We start from the raw sequence: 22,443 nt of genomic DNA on the forward strand, positions 1-22,443 counted from the left end.
GCCCCGGCCTCCCGCAACCATTGCGGAGGCGCGAGGCGATGCACTCCCTGGAGGCATGCGCGATCGGCCGGAGGCATCCGGACCGCGGCGTGTGGGTGTCTCGCCGGGTGGCGGTGACGGAAGGAGTGGCTCATGAAGCGCTGGGGACTCGTCGGGCTCGTGGCGATGGTGGCATGCGCACCGGAGGACACTTCTTTCAGGGACGCCCAGGGCGGGGTCTGCCCGAATGTCTCGGCGGGCGCGCTGGAGGTGGCACCGCCGCGCCAGGCGGGCGGCCCGGACACGCCCAGGGATGACGGCCGCCAGTCGTACATCGTCCGCTTCCGGGACGGCGGCGTGTCGGCGGCCGCCGCCGTGCGCCAGCTGAGCGGCCGGGTGACGTCCACGTACCGCAGCGTGCCCGCCGTGGCCGCGCGCCTGACGGAGCAGGAGCGCGACGACCTAGCGAGGGACTCGCGGGTGGAAAGCATCGAGCCGGACCAGGTCTGGCACTCGCTGGGTCCGGCCACCGTGCCGGCGCGGGCCCTCGCCTCCGCGGCGGTGAAGGGCGGCATCTCCAGCGAGTACACGGAAGGGCTGCGCCAGGTGCAGGCCCCCCAGGTGTGGGACGTGGACGGAAACGGCCAGCCGGACCCGGGGCGGCCCACGGGCCGGGGCGTGCGGGTGTGCATCATCGACAGCGGGCTGGACCTGGGACACCCGGAGCTGCGGGGCGCGGTGGTGGCGGGGCACGACTTCCTGGACGGTGACGACGAGCCCTCGGACGGCCGGCCCCGCCAGTGGGGCACCGGCCATGGCACGCACGTGGCGGGCATCATCGCCGCGCGGGCGGGCAGTGGCGCCGAGGCCGGCAAGGAGCTGCCGCAGGGCCGCGGCCTCATGGGCGTGGCGCCGGAGGTGGAGCTGGTCATTGCCCGGGTGCTGGACGTCTACGGCAGCACGCAGATGAGCTACGTGCTGGAGGCGCTGGAGTACTGCTCGAGCCAGGGGGCGAAGGTGGCCTCGCTGTCGCTGGGCGGCGGCTTCGCCTCGCGCACCACGCTGCAGGCCTTCAAGGCGGCATACGCCGGCGGCATGCTGGTGGTGGCCGCGTCCGGCAACGACGGCGGCCGGGTGGTGTCCTACCCCGCGTCGGACCCGTCCGTGCTGGCGGTGGGCGCGGTGGACTCGCACGGGCGGCGGGCGCTCTTCTCCACCGGCGGCGAGGGCCTGGCGCTGATGGCGCCGGGCGTGGACGTGCTGTCCACCTTCCCCAGCGGCTGGGGCACCCTGGCCAGCATCAAGGCGGACGACACGTCCCTGCTGTCCCGCGCGCTGCTGTACGCGCCCCCGGGCAGGTCCAACCAGAAGCTGGTGGACTGCGGCGGGGCGGAGACCATGGACTCGTGCGCCGGCAGCGTGTGCAGCGGCTTCATCGCCTACGTGCGCCCCGGCCACGTCTCCGTGGAGCAGGCCATGGTCAACGTGATGATGCAGGGCGCGAGCGCCGTCATCTTCTCCACCGATGAAGTGGAGGGAGGCGCCCAGATTCTCTCGGTGCCCCAGGGCGGCACGTGGGTGCCGGCGGTCTCCATCAACCATGGGGGCAGCACCCTGCTGCACCGGCTGTTCGACTACCCCGTGCGCATCGACGTGGACACGGCGGACTACACGTACATGTCCGGCACGTCCATGGCCGCGCCGCACGTGAGCGGCGTCGCCGCGCTGCTCTTCAGCGCCCACCCGGCCGCCACGCCGGACCAGGTGAAGCAGGCCCTGCTGAGCACCGCGAAGGGCCTGGGCGCGCCCACGGAGTACGGCCGCGGGCTGGTCCAGGCGAAGGCCGCGCTGGACGCGCTGGACGCCGTGTCGCAGCAGCCGTGAGCCGGGCGCTCCGGCCTCCGGAATGAGGACCGCCCCGCCCCGCGGGGTGGGAAGGCCGGGCGCATGGAGTGCCCGAGGGGCCGCCACCCGGAGGAAGGAGCGGCGCCCCCCCGTCGCCGGGACGTTGCCGGGACTACCCCCGCGGAGCACGTTGCCTTTCGGACGAAGGAAAAAGGAGTCCGAGCGATGAAGGCATTCGTGCTGAGCGGGTTGTGCGCTGCGGCGCTCTGGGGAGGCGTGGCGCGGGCCCAGGAGGATTACCCGCCGCCCGTGCAGAGCGTCGAGCTGGAGACCGTGGAGATGGACACCCGGACGAACCGGGCAGACACCGGCATCTACGCCCTGCTGGGCGGTGGCGCGGAGGGCTACACAGGACAGCTGGCGCCGAACGTCAACCCCGGCCTGTCCTATGGCGCCACGCTGGGCTACCGCCCCTCGCCCTATTTCGGCATCGAGCTGGGCTACAGCGGCGGCGTGAATGACGTCGACTTCAACCGGGCGGGCGGCGGCGGCATCGCCAACGGGCCGGACCTCGTCCGCAACGGCGGCCAGGCCCTCCTCCTGGGCCACATGACGGACACGAAGCTGCAGCCGTACGTCGTGAGCGGCATCGGCGTGGAGACCTTCAACGTCCGCAGCGACGTGCGGGGCGACTCGCTCGGCTTCAGCGACGACACCAGCGGCTACGTCCCGGCGGGCCTGGGGCTGCGCTACCAGCTGGGCGGCCTCATCACCGCCGACGCGCGCGTCGCCTACAACATCCTGTTCGACCAGGACTTCGCCCCCAGCACGCTGGACCCGGGCGTGGGGGACGGCCGCTACTCGGCGACGCTGTCGCTGGGTGGGACCTACTGAGCGCCCGCTCCACCGGGGGCCGCATGCCAGGGGGGGCCGGGCGGGAGGACACCGGCCCTCCCGCCCGGGCGGATACGTGACGGCTCAGGCCGGGCGGTCAATCTGCAGGCGCGCCGCGGCCCACGTCCCCTGGAGCCACCTGGGGAGCTGGCCCTCGATTTTCTGCGCCTCGGCCTCCACAATCTGCGTGTGCAGCGCGGCGAACACGCCGTGGAGCACGAGGCGCACGTTCTCCGGCTCGGCGTTCAGGTGGTTGGCCACCATGAGGTAGAAGTCGTCGCGGTCCAGGTGGGCGGGCTCCTCGCCGCGGTGCCGGTGGCAGGCGCTCATCATCTCCCGGACGTCCGGCGAGAGCTGCTCGCGCAGCTGCCGCACCAGGCCCCCGGGTAGCCGCTCCGACAGCGCACAGAACACCGCCTCCGCGGCGCGCTCCGCCTCGTAGTCCGGAATCTGCGCCGACACCTTGTCGAGGAAGGACTTCCGGTCCGTCCCCACCCCCAGCCCCGACCATGACTGCGTCTGATCCTGCTTCTGCATCGACATGCGCGTCTCCTCTCCTGGCCTTCACCGTGGGGGCGGCGGCAGCGGCTGGCAGCAGGCGGAGGGCCATCGTCCCGGCCGTTTGCTCCGCGTCACCCGAGCGTTTCAGGGAAACCAGGGCCCCTCGCGGCTGCGCGGAAATGGGACGCGTGTGTCCATTCCCGGGACGTCCCGGCCGTGCCATGTCTGTCTTTGATTGCAGCGATGACGCCGGCTGATTCTCCGGTACAGCGCGTGTCCAGAAGAGGGACACAGCGTCCGGAACCGGTCGGAATTCCTGGAGAATTCCAGAAACCCCGTACCGGTGGGGTGGCGAAGAAACATGGAATGAATTCCCGACGCAATTGTATGGGTGGCCGCGCCGTAGGTCGCCTGTACCGCGGCCGAGCCGCCTTCTCGTTACCCCATGAAGTGAGGATTTATGTATCGGATTGCCGTTGCCGCCCTCGTCCTTGCCACCACCGGTTGCGCCACCATGGGTGGCGGAGGCAGCCGCGAGGGCAACGCCACCGTCGCGGGGGTGGTGAGCCTGCCGCAGAGCGGGATGAAGACGGACGGCGCGTGCGACCAGCTGCAGGTGGTGGTCTCCTCGCCTTCCACGCCGGCGGACGCGCTGGGCCGGGCGATGGTGAAGACCAGCCGCAATGGTCGCTGCTCGTTCACGGTGTCGAGCCTGCCCAGCGAGATGGACCTGCAGGTAGGTCTGGCGGTGGACTCGGGCCTGAAGTGTGAGAGCGGGGCCACGCCGACGATTACGCCCGCCCCGTCGGCGGTGAAGCTGAAGGACTACGGCACCGCGAACCGGGACTTCACGCTGAGCTGCGGCGCCTGAAGACGCCGGGTCCGCGCCCCCTCTCCACTCGGGGAGGGGCGCGGGGATTGATTCGCGCGGGAGGGAACGCGAAGCTGCCGGCTCGAAGTCCACGGGTGGCCCGAGGCACCGCAAGGGCCCCAGGCCGCCATGGACGTGAAGAAGGACGACCCGGTGAAGACCCCGTACCGCTTGCGCGCCGCCGCGCTCGCCCTGGCCCTGGGCGGGCTGGGGCTGGCTTGTGACTCCGAGGAGGCGTTTCCCAACGTCGACGAGCTGGACCAGCTCCGAAGCCTCCACACCCTGTCGCGGCAGCCCCCGAAGGACGGCACCAACCGGGTGGACGGCGTGGCGCGGGCGGAGCGGCTGGGCGATTTGCTCTTCCACGACCCGAAGCTGTCGCGCTGCGGGACGGTGTCGTGCCAGAGCTGCCACGGCGGCGACGGGCGCACGGTGGACACGGCGACGGCGGAGGGCTGCGGCGGCAAGCGCACGCTGCGCAACCCGCCCACGGTGCTGAACGTGGCCTACAGCCGCTGGTTCATGTGGGATGGGCGCGCGGACCGGCTCTGGAGCCAGGCGGTGCTGCCGCTGACGAACCCGGACGAGATGGACTCGGACGCGACGGTGGTGGGCGCGCGGCTGGCGGCGGCGGAGTACCGGGGTGAGTACCAGGCCCTCTTCGGGAGGTTTCCCGAGGACGAGACGGGCCCGATGCTGATGGCCAACGTGGGCAAGGTGCTGGCGGCGTACGAGCGGACGCTGGTGCGAAACGACGCGCCCTTCGACGAGGACGTGAAGCGCTTCATCGCCGCGGCGGAAGCCGGGACGGCGGAGGACGACCCGTCGTACCTCGCGCTGAAGACCTTCGTGCGCAAGGGCCAGTGCGTGGTGTGCCACAAGGGCCCGTCGCTGAGCGACGACCTGTTCCACAACATCGGCGTGGAGGACACGGGAAGCGGCGCGGGTGGACAGTGGACGGCGCTGGAGCCGCTGCTGGACTGGGAGTTCAACGCCGCGAGCGCCTTCAGCGACGCGCCGGCGGGCACGGACGCCGTGCGGCTGAAGACGCTGCGCACACAGGCGAACCAGCAGGAGATGGAGGGGGCGTTCCGCACGCCGTCGCTGCGCAACGTGGCGCTGACGGCGCCGTACATGCACACCGGCGCGCAGGCCACCCTGGAAGAGGTCATCGACTTCTACAACGAGGGCGGGGACCCAGCGGGCTCCTTCACGGGGCGCAGGACGGACACCATCGTGAAGCTGGACCTGACCGACGCGGAGAAGCAGGCGCTGGTGGCGCTCTTGAAGTCGATGACCGGCGTGGCGCGCTGACGGCGGCGGTGGGGCTCCCTCCCGGTGGACGGGAGCCCCGCGGCGGCACGCTCAGCGCACCAGGTGGAACGACGTCTGGCGCTGCCAGCCCCAGTGCACCTTGCCCTGGGCGTCGATGGTGATGTCCTCCTCCTGCGCGGAGCGGACGCGCTGCCCGTTCCACTCGGGCACGGCGCTCGTCGCCTGGAGCTCGATGGAGAACCACTGGTTGGCGATGACCTTGTGGTCGCCGTTGCCAGGCACGCCCTCCTGACGGTCCCACAGGCCGACGAAGGGCCCCGCGCCGTGGCCGTGCAGGCCAATGGGGTGCGAGTAGATGGTGCCGTCGAGGCCCTCGCCCTTCATCCGCTCGCGCGCGACGCGGAGGATTTCATTGCCGGTGCGGCCGGGGCGCAGCTCCTCGAAGACGATGTCCTGGAGGCGGTTGGACGCCTTGAGGGCGGCCTTGAGGCCCTCGGGGGCGTCCTGCTCCCCCTCTCGCAGCACGTAGCCCATGTGCTGCGTGTCCGTGTTCAGGCGCAGCGCGGTGAGGCCGAAGTCGCAGTGGAGCACGTCGCCGCGCTGGATGACGGGGTCCTCGCCGAGCTGCTGCTCGGTGGCGCCCTGGCGCTGCACGTCCACGGAGGGGTGGAACCAGGTGTCCAGGCCCAGGTCGGTGAGCCGCTGGCGCATCCACCACTCCACGTCTTTCGTGCGCGTGGTGCCGGGGGTGATGACGTCGCTGGAGAAGGCGCGCTCGATGATGTTCCAGGCGAGCTTCGTCATGTCCTCGTAGAAGCGGGCCTCGTCGGCGGAGCGCCAGGCGATGAGGTCCACGGCGAGCCCTTCGGCGGGCTTGAAGCGCTTGACCCAGTCGGGGCCGAGGGCCTCGGCCATGCCCTCGTATTCGCCGTGGGTGAGGCCGTCGGCGAAGGCGAAGGTGCGGGACACGTTGATGCCGATGACCTTCGGGTTGCGCTCCTGGAGGACCTGCTTGAGGACCTGCCACTGCTCGGGGCCCCACAGCTCGGCCTCGCGGCTGACGCCGCCGCCGTCCACCTGACGCTGGGCGCGGCGCGGGGTGAAGACACCGCCCTGCGAGCCGCCGCCGAGGGCGAGCCGCTCCACGCCCTTCTCCGGGCCGCGGTCGTGGAAGACGTAGATGGTGCGGCGGCGGGCGGCGAAGGTGGTGGGGGCGGACAGCGCGGTGAAGACGGGGTCCTCGTTGTACTCGCGCATGGGGACGACCCACATCTCGATGCCGTACTGGCGCATGAGCTGGGGGAGGGCCTTCTCCATGCGCTCGTTGAGCCAGGCCTGCTGGCGCTGGGCCTGCTCGCGCAGGGTGCCGAAGGGGCGCTCGGGCGCGGGGGCGCGGGCGGCGGTGACGGCCAGCGGCTCACCCGGTGATGCGGCGGGGGCGGTGGCACAGGCGGTGGACAGGAGCAGCGGAGCGACGAACAGGGTCCGGATGCGCATGGGCGCGCAGTCTGTCACGGGCGGGGACGGTGCGCCGCTGTGACGCGCGGGACGGTGTTGCGACTCCGCCCCGCATCCTGACTGAACACCTTTGTCCTGACTTCGGACCTCAAGGAGCCCCCGCGCACGCCGCGTCATCCACGCCGCACGCCGCGCTCACCCTCGCCGCGTCCGGAGCCCGCTGGCACTCGCTCTCCAGCGCCGACTCCAGCTCCTCCGTGCGGATGCGCATGCACTGCACGCAGCCCGACTTCGCGCCCGAGACAGCCCCGTTCAGCTCCGGCTCCACCGCCGCGTACGCCGCGAGCACATCCGCCACGCACTGCTCGTACGACGCCGTACTCCCGTCACACCGCCCCGCGTACGTGCACATCGCCGCGGCCGTGCGCTCCGCCACTTCGGTGTAACTGAGTTGCGGCTCCTCCGAACCTCCGCAGCCCGCGAGCAGCGCGCCCATCACCAGGAATCGCCTCATGCCCGCATCTCACCCGGGCGCGGCGCCGCCGTCATCCACGGCGCCGCATGCCCGCCCGCTCACGGCACGCCCGGTCCCTCGGCGCGGCACTCACCCGCTGCGCAGACCTCCGCGCCACATGGCCCGCAGTCGAGCGTCCCGCCGCAACCATCCGCCATCGGCCCGCACATCCCCGCCCGCGCCGAGCACACGGTCGGCACGCACCCGCCGGGCACGTACCGCTCGCTCATGGACAGCATCCCCTCCACCTCGTTCCCACCGCCCATCACCAGCACCGCGCCGTCCGACAGCACCGCCGCGGCCAGCTTCCCGCGCGGCTCCGCCAGCGCCGGCACCGACGCCCACGTCCCCGTCGCCGGCTCGAAGCGCTCCACCGACGCGAGCGCTCCCGTCGTCGAGTGCTCGCCTCCCAGCACCCACACCGCGCCGTCCGGCAGCACCACCGCCGCGTGGTGCTCGCGAGGCACCGCCGGTGCCGCCACCAGCGTCCACTCGCCCGTGTCCGGCGCGTACACCTCCGCCGTGCCCGCCGCGCGCGCCGTCGTTCCGCCCACCACCAGCACGCGCCCGTCCGGAAGCGGCGTCACCGTGTGCGCCAGCCGGTGCGTCCCCGCCGCGCCCCCCGCCGGCCCCGCCTTCTCCCAGTGGCCCGTCGCCGCGTCGTACAGCTCCGCCTGCAGGCCGCTCGCGAAGAGCGCCTTGCCGTTGGCCAGCATCACCGCCGTCCGCGCTCCCCCGCGCGCGAAGCCGGACGCCTCCGCCGCGCTCCACGTGCCCGTCGCCGCGTCGTACAGCTCCGCCGAGCGCAGCGGCCTCCGGTCCACGTCCGTGCCGCCCGCCACCAGCACGCGCCCGTCCGGCAACAGCACCATCGCCGGGTCATTGCGCGCCTCGGCCATCGACGCCGTGTCCGTCCACGCACCCGTGGCCGGGTCGTACACCTCGGCGCTCGCGAGCGCCCCCATCGCCGCGCCGTGCGTGCCCCCCACCACCAGCACGCGCCCGTCCGCCAGCCGCACCGCCGCGTGGTTTCGCCGCGCCGCGCGCATGGAACCCGTCACGTGCCACGTGCCCGACGCCGGCTCGAACACCTCGCAGCTCGCGAGCGTCCGGTGGCCGTCATGCCCTCCCACGGCCAGCACCCGCCCATCCGCCAGCGAGACGAAGGGCAGCAGCTTGCGCGGCGTGGCCAACGCCAGCGGCCGCGCGGCCGCGTCCACGTGCCCCTCTTCCGCACGTGGATCGGAGCTGCACGAGAACACCAACGCGAAGAGCACCGCGGTGACGCAGGATGTCGAGAACCGTCGCATGAACCCACCCGGATGGCTGGTCGGAGAGGGCTCGTTTAGCCTGACGGTCTGACATTCCAGGGCTATCCCACCTGAATGATTCCCGACGCTTACACCGCCCCGCGGGTCGGAATTCCAGCAAAGCGGGGGCGTGGCGTGGGCGCGCGCCAGGAGCGCTGGCGCAGCGCATCAGTCAGTGGCGGACGGGCTCCACCTCCATGTCGGGGGCGGCATTCACAGGCTCGGCGTCCATGCCCCGGCTGTGGCGGGGTGGCAGGGCTCCGCCGTCGTCATCCTCCTCCAGCGTGAGCAGCGGGTGGTCCGCGTTCGCCAGGTACACGTCCTGGTCGCGGATGAAGTCCACGTCGCCGTACTCCACGAGGTAGTCGCGCCGCGGAATGGGCACGAGCCCCTGCTCCAGCTCGAAGTGGATGTCTCCCACCGCGGCCACACGTCCCACGACGCGCCCGTCCGCGGTCCGCACCGTCATCCCCTCGCGTACTTCCCCGACCTGAACCATCTGGACCTCCCCGTGCTCGTGGCGCCCGGACCCTCCGGGCCCGCATGAGAAGAACAGTGAGGGCTCGTGCGCCGGACGGCATCACGGGGGAGCCGGCCGGAGGAGCCCTCCACTGCTCCAAGGGGGAAGCGCAGAGGGACGCGGCGTCAGGCGGATGGGCAACGCGGGCTCCGGGCGGGCACGGGGGGCCGGGACTCGCGTCGGTGCCTAACGTTCGCCGCAGGAGGTGCTTCATGCTGTTGGAACTGTCCGCGGTAGAGGCGCGCGAGCTGAAGCAGGCGCTGGACTCGGCGCTGCGCGTGCTCCTGGACGAGATTGCCCATGCCGACCAGCGCGCGTATCGCGACATGCTGCGCGAGCGGTACGACCGGATGGAACAGCTCACGCGGCGCCTGGAGATGACGCTCGAAGGGAACCAAGTCTACGCCTGAGTCCGGCGTCGAGCATCTCCAGCACCACACCGGGCGGCCGCGGTTGCGCGCGCACGCCCGCCGCGGCCCTCGAGCTGCGCTTCGAGGACTTTCCCAACTGAAGGAGCCGCTGCCCGGGCACATCGTCACGGGCCGGCCGAGCGAGCGGGCGTACGCACCGGCGAAGCCATGCGCGTAGCGAGCGGCAGCGGCACCTCGTGCGCTCACTCGGAAGGCGCCTCACGAAGCACTTCGCAAGGCATTGAACCCTCCCCGTGGATGGCCTTGCGCGGAATCGGGCAGCTCTCTAACGTCAATTGAAAGCGAGCCTCTACTCTCCTTGGCCTGTCGGGTCCCGCAGGATGGGCAGCACGTCCCAGTGGAGAAGTACGAGGGGGAAACCTCGCTCACGGCGGCGACCCCCGTTCAGGCAGACGGAGCTCCTCATCCCGAGGGCTACCGCACCTGCTTGATCGACCAGGCCGGTGTCTTCACGCACCGGATTCACTCGGAGGTGCGGATGGACTCGGCAGGCGGCCCTTCATTCCCTCTCATGAACTAGCAACAGAGCCCTGACGGCTTCGCGCCCTCTCGGATTGGCAACCGCTGCGCTGCCCCGAGATGCGCCTGCCAGACGTGAAGCCCCAAACGGCTCGCTCTACCCCTCTCCTCCCGGCACGCCTCGCGCGGGGCCGGAACAGGAAACCTGCGTCCATGCGAATCCTTCAACTCATCCACGGCTACCCGATGCGCTTCAACGCCGGGTCCGAGGTCTACACCCAGGGCTTGTCCCAGGCGCTCGCGGGGCGCCATCAGGTCCAGGTCTTCACCCGGCAGGAGGACCCCTTCGCGCCGGACTACACCATGCGGCACGAAGCGGACCCGGACGACCCTCGCGTCCAGCTGCACCTCGTCAACCTCCCCAACAGCCGGGACCGCTACCGCCACGAAGGCGTGGACCAGCGCTTCGCGGAAGTCGTCGACGCGTTCCAGCCGCACATCGTGCACGTGGGCCATCTCAACCACCTCTCCACCTCACTCCTCGAGGTGGCCTCGTCCCGCCAGCTCCCCATCGTCTTCACCCTCCACGATTACTGGCTGATGTGCCCACGCGGTCAGTTCATGCAGATGCACCCGGAGGCCCCCAACAACCTCTGGGCCGCCTGCGGCGGACAGGAGGACCGCAAGTGCGCCGAGCGCTGCTACGCGCGCTACTTCTCCGGCGCTCCCGAAGAGCGAGAGGAGGACATCGCCCACTGGCAGGGCTGGGTGCGCCGCCGCATGGAGCATGTGCGGCGGATGGCCGAGCGGGTGGACCTCTTCATCGCTCCATCGCGCTACCTGCTCGAGCGCTTCCGCGACGACTTCGGCCTGCCTGCCTCGAAGTTGGTGTACCTCGACTACGGCTTCGACCTCGCACGCCTGGGCGGCCGGCAGCGCCAACCCGAGCCGGAGCCCGTCTTCGGCTACATCGGCACGCACATCCCCGCCAAGGGCATCCACCACCTCCTCCAGGCCTTCGGCCAGGTGAAGGGCAACGCGAGGCTGCGCATCTGGGGCCGCCCCCGCGGCGCGGACACGGAGGCACTCCAGGCCATGGCCCGCGCCCTCCCAGGTGACGCCGCTGCCCGCGTCGAGTGGCGTCCCGAGTACCGCAACGCGGACATCGTCCGTGACGTGTTCAACCACGTGGACGCCATCGTGGTGCCGTCGGTCTGGGTGGAGAACTCGCCGCTCGTCATCCACGAGGCCCTCCAGGCCCGCGTCCCCGTCATCACCGCTGACGCGGGCGGCATGCGCGAGTACGTCCAGGACAGCGTGAATGGATTGCTCTTCACGCACCGGGAGCCCGCGTCGCTCGCGCGAGCCATGCAGCGACTGGTCGATGAGCCCGGGCTCGCGGCACGCCTCGGGGCTCGCGGGTACCTCCAGGCGGAGAGCGGCGACGTCCCCGGCATGACGGAGCATGTGCAGCACGTGGAGGCGCTCTACGCCCGCGTCATCCGGAGCAGGCGCGAGGCGCGGCAGCCCGCGCGCCCGGGGCCCTGGCGCATCACCTTCGACACCAACCCGGACGACTGCAACCTCAAGTGCATCATGTGCGAGGAGCACTCGCCCTACAGCCACACTCAGCGCGAGCGCGAAGCCGCCGGTGTTGCGAAGCGGAGGATGCCGCTCTCCCTGCTGCGCCGGGTGATGGAGGACAGCCGCGACACGCCGCTGCGCGAAATCATCCCCTCCACCATGGGCGAGCCGCTGCTCTACGCCCACTTCGACGACATCATCGACCTGTGCATGGAGCACGGCGTGCTGATGAATCTCACCACCAACGGCACCTTCCCCCGAAGGGGCGCGCGCGAGTGGGCCCGGCGGCTGGTGCCCATCACCTCCGACGTGAAGATTTCCTGGAACGGAGCGACGAAGCAGACCCAGGAGGCGGTGATGCTCGGCACGCGGTGGGAGCGGGTGCTGGCGAACCTCCGCACCTTCATCTCCGAAAGAGATGCCCACGCCCGCGCGGGCGGACACCGCTGCCGCGTGACGCTCCAGCTCACCTTCCTGGAGTCAAACGTAGCGGAGCTCGCGGACATCGTGCGGCTGGCCGCGAGCCTCGGAGTGGACCGGGTGAAGGGCCACCACCTGTGGGCGCACTTCGAGCAGATACAGCCGCTGTCGATGCGCCGCAGCCCCGAGTCCCTGGCCCGCTGGAACGCGGCCGTCCGCGAGGCGCGTGAGGCGGCGGCGCATCCCCCGCCGGGTGGACGCTCGGTGCTGCTGGAGAACCTCCACGTGCTCGGGGAGGAGGCCGTGGCGGACCTGGCTCCCGGTGCGCGGTGCCCGTTCCTCGGGAAGGAGGCCTGGGTGAGCGCGCTCGGGCGCTTCGACCCATGCTGCGCGCCGGACAAGGAGCGGCGGACGCTCGGCGAGTTCGGCGACCTGAACCACGTGGGCATCCAGGAGGTGTGGAACGGCGAGAAGTACCTGCGACTGCGGGAGACGTACCCCGAGCATCCGCTGTGCAAGGGCTGCAACATGCGCCAGCCCGCGGAGGTGGCGCGATGAGCGACTGGGCAAAGACGCGAGTGGCGTCGGACCGGACGCACCACCTGCTGGACGGAGCGCCGCTGTACCCGGCGCGCTTCACCGAGGTGCTCTCCTTCCACGCGCCTGGACTGGCGGCGGCACTGGACGCTTCAGGCGCCTTCCACATCGACACGGCGGCGCGTCCCGCCTACTCACGCCGCTTCCGGCGGACCTTCGGCTTCTATGAGGGGCTGGCCACCGTGGAGACGGAGGATGGAGCATTCCACGTGCGGCCGGACGGCTCGGAGCTGGCGGGGGTGCGGCACGCGTGGTGCGGGAACTTCCAGGACGGGCGCTGCACGGTGCGCGGCGGGGACGGGCGCTACTTCCACATCGACCGGGAGGGTGGCGCCGTGTACGGCGAGCGGTACGCGTACGCCGGAGACTACCGGGAGGGCTGCGCGGTGGTGCAGGAGGGCTCCGGACTCCACCTGCACATCGACCGGGACGGGCGCCCGCTGAATGACCGGCGGTTCCTGGACCTGGACGTGTTCCACAAGGGCTACGCGCGGGCGAGAGACGCGCGTGGCTGGCACCACGTGGACCGGGACGGTGCCCCGCTGTATCCGCACCGCTTCGCGGCGGTGGAGCCCTTCTACAACGGACAGTCACGGGTGGAGCGTGAGGATGGCGCACTCGCCGTCATCGACGAGCGAGGCGAAACGGTGTGCGAGCTCCGGCCGCCCTCACGAACGGAGCTGGAGGGGCTGTCCGGGGACATGGTGGGCTTCTGGAGGACGCAGACGCTGTGCGCAGCGGCGGAGCTGCGCATCCTGGAAGCGCTTCCGGCCACGGTGGCCCACGTCGCCGAGCAGCGCGCACTGCGCCCGGACCGCTGCGCCCGCCTGCTGCGAGCCCTGGGAGAGCTGGGGCTCGTCGAGCGGGAGGGTGACACCTGGAAGGCAACCCGGCGTGGTGCCCTGCTCACACCCATGCACCCGCTGAGCCTGCACGACGCCGCGCTCCACTGGGGACGGGACTGCTACGGGCTCTGGGAGGAACTGCCCGCGGCGCTGCGGCAGGACACGCGCTGGGAGCCGCCCCGCTTCTTCGAAGCACTGGCGAAGGCTCCGGAGCGCGTCGCGAGCTACCACCGTGCGATGGCGACGTACGCACGGCACGACTACACGGGCCTCGCCGAGCACCTGCCTGAGCTCACCCGGGGGGTGGTGCTCGATGCGGGTGGCGGCTCCGGGACACTGCTGTGTGAGTTGCTGCGGCGGAGACCGGGGCTACAGGGCGTACTGTTGGAGCGGCCGGAGGTGGCGCGAAGCGTGGAGGTGCCGCCGGACCTGCGTGAGCAGCTCACGGTGCGCGCGGGGGACTTCTTCGCACCGTGGGAAGTCCAGGCGGATGCGGTCATCCTCGCCCGTGTGCTGCACGACTGGGATGACGCGGATGCGCTGCGCATCCTGCAACGTGCTCGCGAGGCGCTACGGCCCGGAGGCCGGGTCCATGTCATCGAGATGGTCCTCGAAGGTGTGAACGGCGGCCTGCTCGATTTGCACATGCTCGTGACCACGGGAGGACGAGAACGCACGGAGGCAGAGTTCCGGAAGCTGTTCGAGCTGGCGGGTCTTGATGCCCCCTGGCAGCGAGTGCCGTACGGAACGAGGGCATTGCTCAGCACCGGCGTCGGCCAGGCTGGAAAGGAGGCCGCTCATGGCTCCCGCATTGGATGATGACGTCGACATCGTCGCCGTACGGCGAGGCCTTGGCGGCGTGGGCTCGCCGCCGCTCGGTGCCGAACATGAGACGGACCCTCCCGCTCACACCGCCCGGCCCGACCCCGCCTCGAACCGCCGCAGCTTCGCCGCGTCGTAGCGCAGCCACACGGGACTGCCGGTGGGCGCACGGAAGTCTCCGGCCGCGCGCGCCACCATGCGCTCGCCGGCCACCTCCACCGTCACCCAGCTCTCCGCGCCCATCGGCTCCACCAGGTACACGCGGCCCTCCAGGGCTCCGGACGGCACCGCGCCCTGCCCCACCTCCAGGTGCTCGGGGCGCAGCCCCAGCACCACGTCCACGTCCGGCCGGCCCAGCGTGCCCGGCTTCACCAGGTTGATGCGCGGCGAGCCGAAGAAGCCCGCCACGAACAGGTTCCCCGGCGCGTCATACAGCTCTCGCGGCGGCGCCACCTGCTGCACCTCTCCCTGGTGCATCACCACCACCCGGTCCGACAGCGTCATCGCCTCGGCCTGGTCATGCGTGACGTAGATGAACGTCGCCTTGAGCTGCTCGTGCAGCTTCTTGATTTCCCCGCGCATCTGCGCGCGCAGCGCCGCGTCCAGGTTGGACAGCGGCTCGTCGAACAGGAACACCTTCGGCCTGCGCACCAGCGCACGCCCCAGCGCCACGCGCTGCCGCTGCCCACCCGACAGCTCCTTCGGCCTCCGCGCCAGCAGCGCCTCCAGCCCCAGCACCGCCGCCACCTCGCGCACCCGCGCGTCGATGTCCGCGCGCCCCAGCCCCGCCACCTCCAGCGGGAAGGCCAGGTTCTTCGCCACATCCATGTGCGGATAGAGCGCGTAGCTCTGGAACACCATGGCGATGTCCCGCTCGCGCGGCGACATCCCATTCACCACCGCGCCGTCGATGCGCAGCGTCCCGCCCGACAACTCCTCCAGCCCGGCGATGAGGTTCAGCGTCGTGGACTTGCCGCAGCCCGACGGCCCCACCAGCGATACGAACTCGCCGTCCGCGATGTCCAGCGTCACGCCCTTCACCGCGGCCACCCCGCCCCGGTACACCTTGCGCACGTCCTGCAGGGACACCGTCGCCACGCGGCTACACCTCCCCGCTGCCCATGCCCCGGGCCCACCGCGCGTCACACCGTCTCACCGTCCACATGAGCTCGGAGCATCCCTTCCCCTGCCTGTACGGCAAGCACTCCGTCACGCCGCCGTGCACCCGCGGACATCCCGCGCCCCCCACGGCCATGCCCGGAGACACCCACCGGGCGGCCAGACGAAGCGCGTCCTCACTTCGAAGCCGAAGCGCCGCGCACCCCGGGTACGTCCTCCCGAGAGCGAAGGGATTGGGGCAGCGGAGGGACGCCCCGCGCACTATGGTGGAGCGGCCATGAGCGACACGAGCGGCGAGCCGGCGCGTCCCCCGGCCATCGAGGTCCGGGACATCCACAAGTCCTTCGGCGCCACCGAGGCCCTGCGAGGCGTCAGCCTCGTCGTCCCCGAGGGCACCACCTGCGTGCTGATGGGCGTGTCCGGCTCGGGCAAGACGGTGCTGATGAAGCACATCATGGGCCTGCTCAAGCCGGACAAGGGCGAGGTGCTGGTGGAGGGCCAGGACCTGGCGAAGATGGATGAGGCGGCGATGAACAACATGCGCCGCAAGCAGGGCATCCTCTTCCAGGCCAACGCCCTCTTCGACTCGCTCAACGTCTACGACAACGTGGCGTTCCCGCTGCGCGAGCGCACGAAGATGTCCGAGGCGGAAATCAAGGAGACGGTGGACAAGACGCTGGCCAAGGTGGGCCTGTCCCACGCAACCACGCGCTTCCCGGGCGAGCTGTCCGGCGGCATGCAGAAGCGCGTGGGCTTCGCGCGCGCCACCATCCTCCAGCCGAAAATCCTCCTCTACGACGACCCCACGGCCGGCCTGGACCCGCTCACCACCGCCGCCGTCAACGAAATCATCTTCACCGGCAAGCAGCAGCTCGGCGCCACCTCGCTGGTGATTACGCCGGACGTGGCGTCCGCCTTCGGCATGGCCGACGCCCTCGCCCTCATGCACGAGGGTCTCATCGTCGAGTACGGGCCCCCGGACCAGTTCCGCCAGTCCCAGCACCCCGAGGTGAAGGCCTTCATCAAGAACTGGCTGCAGCGCCGCGCGAAGAGCAAGGCCCAGGGCTGAGCTACGCCCGGGCCACCTCGGTCCACCGGCGCTTGCGCCACTCGAAGGGGGGAATCTGGATGCGCGCCTCCACGGAGCCGTTCCACTCCGTCTTCACTCCATGGCGCCCGAGCACCTCACACACCTCGCGACCGATGGCGAGGCTCGCCTCCGCGTGCTTCGCGGGGTTGCTCTCGTAGGCACCGAAGGCCAGCATCAGGCCCTCGCCCGCGACGCCGCGCTCCAAATCCTGCCCGTGGTAGAAGACCGCCCCGCGCGGCGGAGTGTCCTGGTAGCTGGCGACCTCGTTCACGTCGGACCAGCCGTCGGACATCGTGTAGCCCGCGTTCTCCAGCGCGACGATGCCGCGCTGGTTCAGCTCGTCGAAGGCGCTGTCGATGGCGTCATTCAGCGTCGGCTCGCTCCAGCCCGCCTCCCGGACGCGCTGCTCCTGGAGCAGCTTCCGGGCGTGGGCATCCAGCTGCTCGTACAGCGCGCTGCTGCTCTCCCCCAGCTCGTCCTCCACCCACTGCTCCAGGCTCTCGAGGAGCTCCTCCTCGTCCTCGAAGCCGCCGCGCACCGCGGACTCGACACGGGCGAACAGGTGCCTCCGGGAATCATCGTCGCTCATGCGCGGGATTCTATTCCGGGCGCAGGGTCCTGGCTCCTCCGCACCACCGTCAGGACCCGCACCGCGAGGCCGGGGCACGCATACGCCGGGGCCTCCGGAATCCCACCGGGATGAATCCCCGGCGCCGGCATTGCACAATGCCGCCACGCAGCCATGCCTCCCACCGGGGCGTGGCCTGACACCCGCGATGTCCAAGCCATGTCCCTTGCCGCATGAGGCCAGCCTGAAGCGCCGTACAGCCCGGGCTCGCGGCGACGGTCGCGTGACAGTCGCGCTGCCCCCGCGGGGTTCCACGACCACCCTGCCGCGCCGTGCAGCCCGGGCTCTCGCCGAGCAGCGTTCCACGGTCTCCCCGCCGCGAGGTGGCCCCGTGGCCGCGCTGCTGCTGTGCGCCCTCGTGTCATGCACGCCCGCCGCCGAGCCTCCGCGCGTCGTCCTCTGGGCCTGGGAGCGGCCGGAGGACCTCCGCTTCCTCGCGGGCCACGTGGCAGACGTGGCCTTCCTGCTGGCGACGCTGGAGCTGACCGCGACGGACGTGCTCGTGCACCCGCGCCGCCAGCCGCTGCGCCTGCCTCCGGGAGTCTCGCTGAAGGCCACCGTGCGCCTGGAGATGCGCCCGGGGGCCTCGCTCGCGGACTTCTCCCCTGAGCGCCTTCGCGGCCTCGCCGAGCGCCTCGCCACCCTCGCGGACCGGTCCGACGTGACGGCGCTGCAGCTCGACTTCGACGCGCGCGAGTCGGAGCAGGACGCCTACGTCGCGCTGCTCCAGGAGACACGTCGGCTGCTGCCTCCGGCCCTGCTCCTGTCCATCACCGGGCTGGCCTCCTGGTGCGTGCCGGGAAGCTGGCTCACGCGCGCGCCGGTGGACGAAGTCGTACCCCAGCTCTTCCGCATGGGCGCCGAAGCCCCCGCCTTCCGCGCCCGCTTCGCACGCGGGCTGCCGCCGCCGTGCAAGGGCAGCGTGGGGCTCGCGCTCGACGAGTGGCAGCCCGTGCCGCCCGGCGTCTCCACCCTCTATCTCTTCAGCCCCCGCCCGTGGACGCCCGAGGCGTTCTCACGCGCGGTGGCGGGAATGAAGCCATGAAGATCCTGCTCCCGGCTGTCGTCGGCCTCGCGCTCCTCGTGCCTCCGTCCACGGCGGAGGCCTGTGCCGTCGACGAGGGCTCGCCCATCCACGTCCACCGCACCCACCCCGACCGGCCCTTCACGACCTTCGCCGCGGGACGACTGGGCGTGCTGCGCGAGACGTACCGGCACATGTACCTCGCCTATGCCTGGCGCTCGATGATGCGGGTGCCCACCACGGAGGACGAGCAGCGGCACCTCGTGGACATGTGGTCGCGCAAGCAGGGCGACGTGTCCCTTCCCGGCACGGAGGAGGCGCAGAAGCACTGGCTCGCCGTCCGGGCGGAGGTGGCGCCCGCGCTGCCACCCTCCGTGCCGCAGGCCGTGGCGGAGACCAACTATGCGCAGTACGCGCGCATCCAGGGTGATGCCCTCCGCAAGGCCGCGGACACCGCGCGCACGCTCGCGCGCGAGTGGAAGGAGCACCCGGCGCTGGTGGAGGAGTGGGTGCGCAACCAGGACGCCGTCTTCAGCGCGTGCGGCATCGTGCAGGAACTGGAGCCGAAGCTCGACGACGGCCTGAAGCCCGCGCAGAAGTCCCGCCGCAAGGCCGAGCACGACTACCAGCAGGCCGCCGCCGCCTTCTACTGCGGCAACTACGACGGCGCGGCCGACGCCTTCCAAGGCATCTCCCAGTCAGCGGACTCGCCGTATCAAGCGCTCGGTGCGTACCTCGTGGCGCGCAGCCGCGTGCGCCAGGCGCTCTTCGGGCGGAAGGAAGATTCCTTCCTCGGCGACCCGGCCACGGCCCCCGAGTTCGTCGCGCGGCTCACCGAGGCGGACAAGGTCATCGACCACGTGCTCGCCACGCCGAAGTGGGCGCAGATGCATGGGCCCGCGCGTCGTCTGCAGAGCCTGGTGCGCGTCCGCCTGCGGCCGGAGAGCTGGGGATGCGAGCTGCTCTCGCGCGTGCTCCAGCCGGGCACGGGCTCGTCGCTCGGCGCGGAGCTGGGCGACCTGGACCTCGTGGGCTGGCAGGCGGAGCGCTGCACGGGGCTCCCGGCTCCCGCGGCGGAGCTGGCCGAGTGGCTCACCGCCACGCGGGGAATCACGAAGCCCGGGCAGTCGGAGGAGGAAGCACGCCTCCAGGCGTACGACACGGCCGTGGCCCGCTGGAAGAAGTCGGCGCACGTGCCCTGGCTCGTCACCGCGCTGCTCAAGGCGCGGCCGGACTCCGCGGGGCTCGCGGCGCTGCTGGCGGACGCCGCGAAGGTGCCTGTCGCCTCACCGGCGGGCGTGACGCTGGCATACCGCTCCGCGCACCTGCTGCGCGAGCGGGAGGACATCAAGGCAGCGCAGGCGCGGCTCGCGACGGTGCCGCTGGAGCTGACGCGGGAACAGGTCTCCACCGACAACCTGCTGCGCCAGGAGCGCTTCGCGATGGCGCGGAGCTGGGAGGAGCTGTTCCGCAACTCGACGCGCCGGCTCGCGGGCATCCAGTCCACGGAGAGCTACAGCGACGCGGTGGACGCGCCGCCCGACGCGCGGCCGGTGTCCTTCGGTGAGGAGGTCCTTCCCATCCTGGAGCCCCGGCTGACGGCGCGGCGGATGGCCGAGCTGGCCGCGAGCGACGCCCTGTCCCCGGCCCTGCGCCGGTGGGTGGGCTGGACGGCCTTCGCCCGAGCCACCGTGGTGGGCGACGACGAGACGATGCGGGCCACGGCGAAGTCGCTCGCCGCGAAGGAGCCGGCGGCGAAGGCGGAGCTGCTCGCCATCGACGCGAAGCCGACGCCCGAGGAGCGCCGGTTCGAGGCGCAGGTGTTGCTCATGGGCCTGCCCGCGGTGTCGGCGCGGCTGGGGCCCTGGGTGCCCCGGCTCGCAACGGAAGACCCGAAGTTCGACCTGACGGTGGACGTGTCCGGAACGAACTGGTGGTGCGCGCCCAAGGCCGGCGAGCCCGTGCAGCCGTTCCCCTTCGCGAGCGAGGCGGAGCAGAAGACCTCCGCCGCCGAGTGGAAGGCGCTCATCGACGCGGGGGACTCGGTGCCGTACTTCGCGCGCGTGGCGCTCGACTGGGCGAAGGCGCATCCCGAGGACCCGCGCTCGCCCAAGGCGCTCTTCCGCGTCGTGAGGGCCAGCCGGCGCGGCTGCCGACAGGGCACGGCGGAAGCCAGGGAGGCCTTCCGCTACCTGCACGAGCACTACAAGAAGAGCTCCTGGGCGAAGAAGGCCCCGCGCGTGTACTGACCTCAGTTCCGCGTCAGGCTCACGTCATCCACCTGAATCCAGGTGTCCGTGCCGTGGCCCCACATCCCCGCGAACAGCTCCACGCTGTGGTTCGCCCCGGAGTTGAACGTCACCGTCAGCCGCGTGTAGCTGCCCAGCGGCTGCGTGAAGGGGACCTCGTTCAGGATGGGGCCACCTCCGAGCACCCGCGCACCGAAGTAGCCGTCGGTGTGCGCCCCCGCCGTCCTCACCCAGCCGGTGAGCGTGTAGCTCGTGTTCGGCGTCACGCCGACCTCCTGCTTGATGGCGTTCCACCCCTCCGAGCTCCGCGCCCACGCGTTGTTCGCTCCCGTCCTCGCGAACCCAACACCCCGGTCGATGCCCGCGATGCCCTCGACGTACCAGGGGGAGCTCGCGCTCGAGGACGTCTGCTGCTCGAAGCCCGCGTGGCCGACGAGGTTGGCCCCCTTGCGCAGGCTCACGTCATCCAGCTGGAGCCACGTGTCCCCGTTCGCCCACAGGCCGCTGTACACATCCACCACGGAGCTCGCTCCCGAGTTGAAGCTCACGACCTGCTCCGTGTACCCCGGCAACGAGCCGAAGAGCCGCTCGACCAGGATGGGCCCGTTGCCCGGTCCCCGCACCCCGAAGTACCCCTCCGTGTTGTTCGCGGACGTGCGCACCCAGCCCCGCAACGTGTAGTCCGTGTACGGCTGCACCACCACGCTCTGCTTCAGCACATTCCAGCCGCTGCTGCTCCGCACGAAGCCGTTGTCCTGCCCCGTGCGCGCGCCGCCCAGGTTGCGGTCCACACCGCCGCCGCCCTCCACCCACCAGGGCGTCATCACCGGCGTCGCCGCCTGCGTCTCGAAGCCCGGCTCGGAGAGCAGGTTGTCCCCCTCCGTGTCGCCCGTCAGCGTCGCCCGCATCAGGAACGTGTTGTACGGCGTCCACTGGGACATGACGAAGTACAGCTCGGTGGCGGTGTTTCCCCACGGGTGGATGAACGCGTTGTAGAGCCCGGGGTACGCGCTGCCACTGGCGAGCACCTTCTCCCCGCTCCACGGGCCCGTGGGTGTGCCGGCGTCACGGAGGACGATGGCCTGCCGGTGCTCGTTCAGGTACGTCATCAGGAAGCGGCCGAGCGCCGCGTTGTACGAGACGGACAGCTCACTCGCGATGCCGATGGCGACGGGCCGCGCCGCCGCCTGGGACGTGGACCAGCCATTCCCATCCCAGTAGCGATACGCGCTGATATCCAGCAGCGAGCCCTGGGGAACCCGCGCCAGGTGCACGTTGCCGCGGCGGCCGTTCGGCGTCGCGTACATGTAGACGAAGCCGCCATTCTTCACGAAGGCGGCCATCTGGAAGTTGTTCGTCCACGAGGCGTTGTTCTGCCACCGCGCGCTCGGGTGCTTCACCCAGTTCTGCCCGTTGTCGTCCGAGTACGCGATGCCCGAGTAGTTCGTGTACCAGAGCCCCGCCTCTCCCCAGTGGTTCACGGACATATAATGGATGTAGTGCCGCGAGCCCACGGTGACGCCGGCCGTGGGGATGACCGTCATCTCGTCGTTGTTCACCTTCTTCGACGGGAGGATTTCCTTCGCGTGCCGCGTGTAATCCTGAATCATCGTGGTGAACGTGAGCCCGTTCGCCAGCGTCGTATCCGAGGACCGGGCGAGCACGTTGCTGCGCCAGCCGCCTCCGCAGCCCCCGTTGCCGCACCACCCCGCGCCGAACGTGTCTCCGAACGCCAGGAAGACCTCACCGCCTCCCTTGTCCCAGATGATGCCGAGGTCCGTCCCGTACACCTCGTAGTTCGTATGCGTCTGGTTGGGGTTCGGAATGAGCTCCCCGGCGGGCGTCGCGCCGGTGACGCGCGACACCTTCGTCACCCCCGTCGGCGTCACCGCGTGGGCGCTCCCCGTGAAGGCGAGCAGCAGCAGGGTCCACTTCCAGCGCGTCGTGCGTTTCATCGCGTGCGTCCGCCTCTCGGGAATGTCGGGTCAGCCGGGGACTCCAAAGCAGG

General features: G+C 71.1%; 18 protein-coding genes. 10 read left to right on the forward strand and 8 right to left on the reverse strand.

The window, feature by feature from the left end; genetic code table 11:
* The first annotated feature begins 132 nt into the window (after window positions 1–132).
* Entirely contained in the window at window positions 133–1,863 is a 1,731-nt protein-coding gene (locus tag ACX9TP_RS47190; protein WP_482977304.1) for a S8 family serine peptidase, read from the forward strand.
* Window positions 1,864–2,049: 186 nt separating this feature from the next.
* Window positions 2,050–2,718, forward strand: a complete 669-nt coding sequence (locus ACX9TP_RS47195; protein ID WP_482977305.1) for an outer membrane beta-barrel protein — start codon at window positions 2,050–2,052, stop codon at window positions 2,716–2,718.
* Between the two features lie 84 nt (window positions 2,719–2,802).
* Here the strand turns inward: ACX9TP_RS47195 and ACX9TP_RS47200 are convergent, their stop codons facing one another.
* Complete coding sequence (locus tag ACX9TP_RS47200; protein ID WP_482977306.1) at window positions 2,803–3,261, reverse strand: DUF2267 domain-containing protein; 459 nt, start codon at window positions 3,259–3,261, stop codon at window positions 2,803–2,805.
* A 418-nt stretch (window positions 3,262–3,679) separates the two neighbouring features.
* Here ACX9TP_RS47200 and ACX9TP_RS47205 point away from each other — a divergent pair, with 418 nt between their 5' ends.
* The gene (locus ACX9TP_RS47205; protein ID WP_482977307.1) at window positions 3,680–4,090 is read left to right on the forward strand and encodes a hypothetical protein; all 411 of its coding nucleotides are present in this window, start codon (window positions 3,680–3,682) and stop codon (window positions 4,088–4,090) included.
* A gap of 129 nt (window positions 4,091–4,219) precedes the next feature.
* The gene (locus ACX9TP_RS47210) at window positions 4,220–5,404 is read left to right on the forward strand and encodes a cytochrome-c peroxidase (RefSeq protein WP_482977308.1); all 1,185 of its coding nucleotides are present in this window, start codon (window positions 4,220–4,222) and stop codon (window positions 5,402–5,404) included.
* Between the two features lie 51 nt (window positions 5,405–5,455).
* On the opposite strand, the gene ACX9TP_RS47215 is transcribed toward ACX9TP_RS47210, so the two are convergent.
* From ACX9TP_RS47215 to ACX9TP_RS47230, 4 genes are all read right to left on the reverse strand, one after another.
* Complete coding sequence (locus ACX9TP_RS47215; RefSeq protein ID WP_482977309.1) at window positions 5,456–6,862, reverse strand: M24 family metallopeptidase; 1,407 nt, start codon at window positions 6,860–6,862, stop codon at window positions 5,456–5,458.
* 109 nt (window positions 6,863–6,971) lie between these two features.
* The gene (locus ACX9TP_RS47220) at window positions 6,972–7,337 is read right to left on the reverse strand and encodes a hypothetical protein (RefSeq protein WP_482977310.1); all 366 of its coding nucleotides are present in this window, start codon (window positions 7,335–7,337) and stop codon (window positions 6,972–6,974) included.
* A gap of 59 nt (window positions 7,338–7,396) precedes the next feature.
* Window positions 7,397–8,647: a Kelch repeat-containing protein gene (locus tag ACX9TP_RS47225; RefSeq protein ID WP_482977311.1), complete on the reverse strand. Its 1,251-nt coding sequence runs from the start codon at window positions 8,645–8,647 to the stop codon at window positions 7,397–7,399.
* A gap of 172 nt (window positions 8,648–8,819) precedes the next feature.
* Window positions 8,820–9,146: a DUF2171 domain-containing protein gene (locus ACX9TP_RS47230; RefSeq protein ID WP_482977312.1), complete on the reverse strand. Its 327-nt coding sequence runs from the start codon at window positions 9,144–9,146 to the stop codon at window positions 8,820–8,822.
* A 233-nt stretch (window positions 9,147–9,379) separates the two neighbouring features.
* On the opposite strand from ACX9TP_RS47230, the gene ACX9TP_RS47235 reads away from it, so the two are divergent.
* The 3 genes from ACX9TP_RS47235 to ACX9TP_RS47245 all read left to right on the forward strand — a co-directional run bounded on the left by ACX9TP_RS47235 (window position 9,380) and on the right by ACX9TP_RS47245 (window position 14,322).
* Complete coding sequence (locus ACX9TP_RS47235; protein WP_267858231.1) at window positions 9,380–9,577, forward strand: hypothetical protein; 198 nt, start codon at window positions 9,380–9,382, stop codon at window positions 9,575–9,577.
* Between the two features lie 693 nt (window positions 9,578–10,270).
* Complete coding sequence (locus ACX9TP_RS47240) at window positions 10,271–12,619, forward strand: glycosyltransferase (protein WP_482977313.1); 2,349 nt, start codon at window positions 10,271–10,273, stop codon at window positions 12,617–12,619.
* On the forward strand, window positions 12,616–14,322 hold the full coding sequence (locus tag ACX9TP_RS47245) for a methyltransferase (protein WP_482977314.1): 1,707 nt from the start codon (window positions 12,616–12,618) through the stop codon (window positions 14,320–14,322). Before ACX9TP_RS47240 ends, ACX9TP_RS47245 begins: the two co-directional genes overlap by 4 nt.
* 87 nt (window positions 14,323–14,409) lie before the next feature.
* On the opposite strand, the gene ACX9TP_RS47250 is transcribed toward ACX9TP_RS47245, so the two are convergent.
* A complete protein-coding gene (locus tag ACX9TP_RS47250; RefSeq protein WP_482977315.1) occupies window positions 14,410–15,423 on the reverse strand; it encodes an ABC transporter ATP-binding protein in 1,014 nt (337 codons plus the stop codon).
* 298 nt (window positions 15,424–15,721) lie between these two features.
* Here ACX9TP_RS47250 and ACX9TP_RS47255 point away from each other — a divergent pair, with 298 nt between their 5' ends.
* Complete coding sequence (locus ACX9TP_RS47255) at window positions 15,722–16,513, forward strand: ABC transporter ATP-binding protein (RefSeq protein WP_482977316.1); 792 nt, start codon at window positions 15,722–15,724, stop codon at window positions 16,511–16,513.
* Between the two features lies 1 nt (window position 16,514).
* Here ACX9TP_RS47255 and ACX9TP_RS47260 read toward each other — a convergent pair whose 3' ends face one another.
* Window positions 16,515–17,123 carry a DUF6891 domain-containing protein gene (locus tag ACX9TP_RS47260; protein ID WP_482977317.1) on the reverse strand — a complete coding sequence of 203 codons (609 nt, stop codon included), beginning with the start codon at window positions 17,121–17,123 and terminating at the stop codon, window positions 16,515–16,517.
* Window positions 17,124–17,493: 370 nt separating this feature from the next.
* Here ACX9TP_RS47260 and ACX9TP_RS47265 point away from each other — a divergent pair, with 370 nt between their 5' ends.
* Both ACX9TP_RS47265 and ACX9TP_RS47270 read left to right on the forward strand, forming a co-directional pair.
* Window positions 17,494–18,207: a hypothetical protein gene (locus ACX9TP_RS47265; protein WP_482977318.1), complete on the forward strand. Its 714-nt coding sequence runs from the start codon at window positions 17,494–17,496 to the stop codon at window positions 18,205–18,207.
* A complete protein-coding gene (locus ACX9TP_RS47270) occupies window positions 18,204–20,435 on the forward strand; it encodes a hypothetical protein (RefSeq protein ID WP_482977319.1) in 2,232 nt (743 codons plus the stop codon). The genes ACX9TP_RS47265 and ACX9TP_RS47270 overlap by 4 nt, the downstream gene beginning before the upstream one ends.
* Window positions 20,436–20,437: 2 nt before the next feature.
* Here the strand turns inward: ACX9TP_RS47270 and ACX9TP_RS47275 are convergent, their stop codons facing one another.
* Window positions 20,438–22,390: a DUF4185 domain-containing protein gene (locus ACX9TP_RS47275; protein ID WP_482977320.1), complete on the reverse strand. Its 1,953-nt coding sequence runs from the start codon at window positions 22,388–22,390 to the stop codon at window positions 20,438–20,440.
* Window positions 22,391–22,443 lie beyond the last annotated feature (53 nt).

This window comes from Pyxidicoccus sp. M15, from assembly GCF_056858435.1.

Coding starts and splice junctions, on each gene's coding strand:
- ACX9TP_RS47210 (WP_482977308.1), top strand. CDS start 4,220: ATGGACGTGAAGAAGGACGACCCGGTGAAGACCCCGTACCGCTTGCGC.
- ACX9TP_RS47205 (WP_482977307.1), top strand. CDS start 3,680: ATGTATCGGATTGCCGTTGCCGCCCTCGTCCTTGCCACCACCGGTTGC.
- ACX9TP_RS47255 (WP_482977316.1), top strand. CDS start 15,722: ATGAGCGACACGAGCGGCGAGCCGGCGCGTCCCCCGGCCATCGAGGTC.
- ACX9TP_RS47195 (WP_482977305.1), top strand. CDS start 2,050: ATGAAGGCATTCGTGCTGAGCGGGTTGTGCGCTGCGGCGCTCTGGGGA.
- ACX9TP_RS47225 (WP_482977311.1), bottom strand. CDS start 8,647: ATGCGACGGTTCTCGACATCCTGCGTCACCGCGGTGCTCTTCGCGTTG.
- ACX9TP_RS47240 (WP_482977313.1), top strand. CDS start 10,271: ATGCGAATCCTTCAACTCATCCACGGCTACCCGATGCGCTTCAACGCC.
- ACX9TP_RS47275 (WP_482977320.1), bottom strand. CDS start 22,390: ATGAAACGCACGACGCGCTGGAAGTGGACCCTGCTGCTGCTCGCCTTC.
- ACX9TP_RS47220 (WP_482977310.1), bottom strand. CDS start 7,337: ATGAGGCGATTCCTGGTGATGGGCGCGCTGCTCGCGGGCTGCGGAGGT.
- ACX9TP_RS47200 (WP_482977306.1), bottom strand. CDS start 3,261: ATGTCGATGCAGAAGCAGGATCAGACGCAGTCATGGTCGGGGCTGGGG.
- ACX9TP_RS47190 (WP_482977304.1), top strand. CDS start 133: ATGAAGCGCTGGGGACTCGTCGGGCTCGTGGCGATGGTGGCATGCGCA.
- ACX9TP_RS47260 (WP_482977317.1), bottom strand. CDS start 17,123: ATGAGCGACGATGATTCCCGGAGGCACCTGTTCGCCCGTGTCGAGTCC.
- ACX9TP_RS47270 (WP_482977319.1), top strand. CDS start 18,204: ATGAAGATCCTGCTCCCGGCTGTCGTCGGCCTCGCGCTCCTCGTGCCT.
- ACX9TP_RS47235 (WP_267858231.1), top strand. CDS start 9,380: ATGCTGTTGGAACTGTCCGCGGTAGAGGCGCGCGAGCTGAAGCAGGCG.
- ACX9TP_RS47245 (WP_482977314.1), top strand. CDS start 12,616: ATGAGCGACTGGGCAAAGACGCGAGTGGCGTCGGACCGGACGCACCAC.
- ACX9TP_RS47215 (WP_482977309.1), bottom strand. CDS start 6,862: ATGCGCATCCGGACCCTGTTCGTCGCTCCGCTGCTCCTGTCCACCGCC.
- ACX9TP_RS47230 (WP_482977312.1), bottom strand. CDS start 9,146: ATGGTTCAGGTCGGGGAAGTACGCGAGGGGATGACGGTGCGGACCGCG.